The organism is Streptomyces tauricus (assembly GCF_014650955.1).
Classification (GTDB): Bacteria; Actinomycetota; Actinomycetes; order Streptomycetales; family Streptomycetaceae; genus Streptomyces; species Streptomyces tauricus.
The window spans coordinates 1-3735 of sequence record NZ_BMVY01000086.1; the positions used below are offsets into that span (position 1 = coordinate 1).

At 71.8% G+C, this 3735-nt stretch carries 4 protein-coding genes; all 4 read left to right on the top strand.

Going from position 1 to position 3735, the window contains the following annotated elements; translation table 11 throughout:
* Positions 1–751: ubiquitin family protein (locus IE278_RS41585; protein ID WP_506417407.1), on the top strand; the 751-nt coding region annotated here is incomplete at its 5' end.
* 55 nt (positions 752–806) lie between these two features.
* Entirely contained in the window at positions 807–2390 is a 1584-nt protein-coding gene (gene eccB / locus IE278_RS41590; protein WP_189780226.1) for a type VII secretion protein EccB, read from the top strand.
* Between the two features lie 496 nt (positions 2391–2886).
* Entirely contained in the window at positions 2887–3222 is a 336-nt protein-coding gene (locus tag IE278_RS41595) for a hypothetical protein (RefSeq protein WP_189780227.1), read from the top strand.
* An 85-nt stretch (positions 3223–3307) separates the two neighbouring features.
* Positions 3308–3616, top strand: coding sequence for a WXG100 family type VII secretion target (locus IE278_RS41600; RefSeq protein WP_107018902.1), 309 nt, complete (start codon positions 3308–3310; stop codon positions 3614–3616).
* Positions 3617–3735: the final 119 nt, after the last annotated feature.

Below are 3735 nucleotides of genomic sequence, written 5' to 3' on the forward strand. Positions count from 1 at the left end.
CGCCGCGGGCGCGGGCGGCGCGGTCCTCGCGCTCGCCGCCACCGCGGTCGGCGCCCCGGCCCTGTTCGCGACCGCCCTGGTCTCGGTGGCCACCGCGATCGCCGGCGGCCTCATCGGCTACACCGGCCTGGCCGTGCAGGCCTCGGTGGCGCTGGTGGCGACCGTGGTCGCGCTCGCCGCCGGAGCGGTCGCGCCGTTCGCCTTCAAACTGGCCGGGATGCGGCTGCCCTCGCTGCCGTCCTCCGCCGCCCAGCTCCAGGAGGGCATCGAGCCCTACGCGGGCGACGAGGTCGCCGAGCGCACCATGCTGGCGGGGCGCTGGGTCACCGCCCTCTTCGCCGCCACCGGAGTCATCGCCCTGGCCGCCCTGATCGTCCTCACCGAGGGCCCGAACCTGCCCGAGACACTGACGGCCCTCGGACTGACCCTCCTGCTGCTCCTGCACTGCCGCGGCCTGGTGCACATCTCGCAGCGGCTGACCCTGGCCGTGCCCGGCGTCCTCGGCCTGCTCCTGCTCGCCCGCGCCTGGGCGGCGGACCACGAGGGCACCGGACGCGCGGTCGTCTTCGCGGTGCTGCTCGGCGCCGCGGCCGCACTCGTGATCGCCGCCTGGACGGTGCCCGGCCGCCGGGTGCTGCCGTACTGGGGCCGTGCCGCCGAACTGGCGCACACCGGCTTCGCCGTGGCGCTGCTGCCCCTCGCCCTCTGGGCGGCGGGGCTCTTCGGCTGGCTGCGCGGCCTGTTCGGCTGAGCACAGGCTGAGCACACCCGCACGCCCGGCACGCAGAAGGAGTTGAGGAGAGGCCGTGCAGTCCAAGAGAGACCAGGTACACGCCCACAGTTTCATGATGGGCAGGCTCAGCTCGGGCCTGCTGATGGCCGACCCGGACGCCCCGGAGAGCCCGCTCGGGCGCACCACCCGCGGTGTCGTCTTCGGTGTCCTGGTGACCGTCCTGATCGGCGCGGGCGCCACCGTATACGGCCTGTTGCGCCCCGGCGGGAACGACGGCTGGCGCGACGGTGAGCACCTGGTGGTCAACCGCGACACCGGCGCCCGGTACCTGTGGACCGGCACCGACGGCGTACTGCACCCGGTGCGCAACTACGCCTCGGCGAAGCTGATCGGCGGCTCCGACCTGGCGACCGCCGACGTGCACACCCCCTCCCTCCAGGGCGTCCCGGTGGGCTCCCCGGTCGGCATCCCCGGCCTCCCGGACGCCGTACCGGCCCCGGGACAGCTCGACGACGGCGCCTGGCACATGTGCGTCACCGGACCGGACGGAGCGCTGCCCAACACCTCCGGTGTCGTGGCGACCACCGGCGTCGACAAGCCCGGAGCCACCACCGTGGCCGCCGGGATGCCGCTGGACTCGCGCGGCATCGGCCGCGACCGCGGGGTGCTGGTGAGCGGCCCGGACGACACCGAGTACCTGGTGTGGCGGGGCAGCAGGCTGCCGCTCGACCGCCCCTCCGACGCCCGCAACGCCCTCGGTTACGGCTCCCAGGAGCCGATGCCCGTCTCGGCGGCCTTCCTCGACGCGCTGGCACCCGGCCCCGCCCTCAAGCCGCCCGCGGTCCCGGGGCGCGGCGAAAAGGGCCCCGAACTCGGCGGCGAGGCAAGCCGTATCGGCCAGCTGTTCAAGGTCAGCGTGCCCGGCGGCGGGAGCACCTACCACCTGCTGCGCGAGGACGGCCTGGTACCGCTGACCCGGCTGGGCGCCGCCCTCGTACTGGGCGACCCGGCCACCCAGAAGGACGCCTACGAAGGGCAGTCGCCCGAGGTGCGCACGGTCGGCGCGGACGCGCTGCGCGAGCACCGGGCCAAGGACGCGGACTCCGTCGCCTCCGCGGAACTGCCGGACGCGCCGCCCCTGCCGCAGTCCACGGAGCGCGGCACCGCGCTCTGCGCCCAGGTGGACGGCGACAACGGCGGCGTACGCATCAGGTCGGTGCTGGTCCCGCTGACCGAGCTGACCCCGGTCGCCGTGTCGGCGGGCACCGCCGAGCCGCTGGAACCGGCCTGTGTGCCCACGGAGGCCACCGTCGTACGCCCCGGGCACGGCGCCCTGGTACGGGCCCTGCACGCCAGCGGTGCCGCGCACGCCGGGACCACCTATCTGGTGGCGGAGAACGGCGTGAAGTACCGCGTCTCCGACAAGGATTCACTGGCGGCACTCGGGTACGAGGCCTCGGACATCGGCTCGGTCCCTGCCCCGCTGCTCGCCGCTTTCCCGACCGGAGCGGATCTCGATCCGGCCGCCGCCGCGGGCGTCACGCAGCCCAGGGCCACGGCCCCGGAGTGCGGTACGGCCGGTGCGCCGGGCAAGCCCGAGGGCAGTGGCAAGGCGGAGGCGGCGGCGGACGCGGTGGGCGCGGCCTCGCGGGGCTGACGCGCACTGCGATTCCGGCAGGGAACCCGTGCCGCGCGACGGGAAAAAGGAAAAGGAAAGGGGCGGGTGCAGGGGAAAATTCGAGCCGAACTCGGCGCCGATGGCGCGAGGCAGGGAGTCCCACGGCGTTCGGATACGAAGAAGTAACCTCAGTGGAAGCTCAAATATTTCGGCGGATCGCACCCGGGGAATCCCGTGGGAACGTGCACAAAGCCGAGGACGACGCTTCTCCATGACCGTTCGGTCTCTTCGTGTGCCCGCTTTTCGCCCGCTTCGCAGGTGTCCTGGGGGCGGTTCGCGTGCTGTATCCCAGGAAGTACGGGCGTAGCGGTTCACGCGGCTGCAACGTTCGCACAACTCCGTTGCCATACAGGCGAATTCTACCGAACCGGCTGTTACTCACATCTTGCCTGCACGCGTTGCGCGGAACCCTGTTTTCTCTTTAGCCTCAGCGGGCAACGGTGCGTGAGACGCGCCTGAACGAAGGGAGCGTGACATGGCGGACAGCGCCGCAAGGAAAGCGGACTATGCCAAGGGCTTGGGGGGCGTCTCCTCTCTGGAGTCGGCCCGCAACTCGGTCGAGAAGACCCAGAACAACGTCGCCGAGATCGCGGCGCGTTCGGGAGTCGGCGGTGACGAGGGCCAGGCCCTGCTGAAGCTCTTCCGCAGCTGGAACACCGAGGCGCAGAAGGTCGTCGTCCAGATCAGCACGATGATCGACGCGCTCCAGGAGAACGTGACCTCCGCCAACCGCCTGGCGAAGGAGAACCAGGACCTGACCGAGGTTCTCAACAGCAAGACCAGCCAGGGCGTCTTCGAAGCACTGAGCTGACCCACCCGCGGTACCGGCTTCCTTCGGTGGAGCCGGACTTCGTGAGCTTCCCGGGCCAGGCGCCCGGCCTTCGAGAGGAGACGTCATGGCCGACGGCATCATTGATGTGCAGTACCCCAAGGTCCAGCAGGCCATCGAGGAACTGCTGGAGCAGACCCAGGTGATCATCAACACCCTCAACAACCTGGAGGACGAGCTGAAGCCGCTCGTCAGCACCTGGGAGGGCGCGGACCAGGAGCAGTACCGCGTGGTCCAGGCGGAGTGGGACAACGCCACCAAGAACATGGCCAGGCTCCTCGGCGACAACGGCGAGCTGATCCGCACCATCCACGACAACCACTCCCGTGACGAGCGCAAGAGCGCCGACAACTGGGGCAACGTCCGGGCCCGCTAGGGTCCGAGCCGCGTCCGGCCCGAGCCTGCCCCCGTCAGTTCCGAGGGGTGTGGGCAAGGGCCAGACGCCGTAGGTGCGGACGGCGGCCGGTCCGGCGGACCCGGGCCCCGGGTCCGCCG

Bases quoted from the DNA above. Each gene is read 5' to 3' on its own strand.
- IE278_RS41595 (WP_189780227.1), top strand. From the start codon at position 2,887: ATGGCGGACAGCGCCGCAAGGAAAGCGGACTATGCCAAGGGCTTGGGG.
- IE278_RS41600 (WP_107018902.1), top strand. From the start codon at position 3,308: ATGGCCGACGGCATCATTGATGTGCAGTACCCCAAGGTCCAGCAGGCC.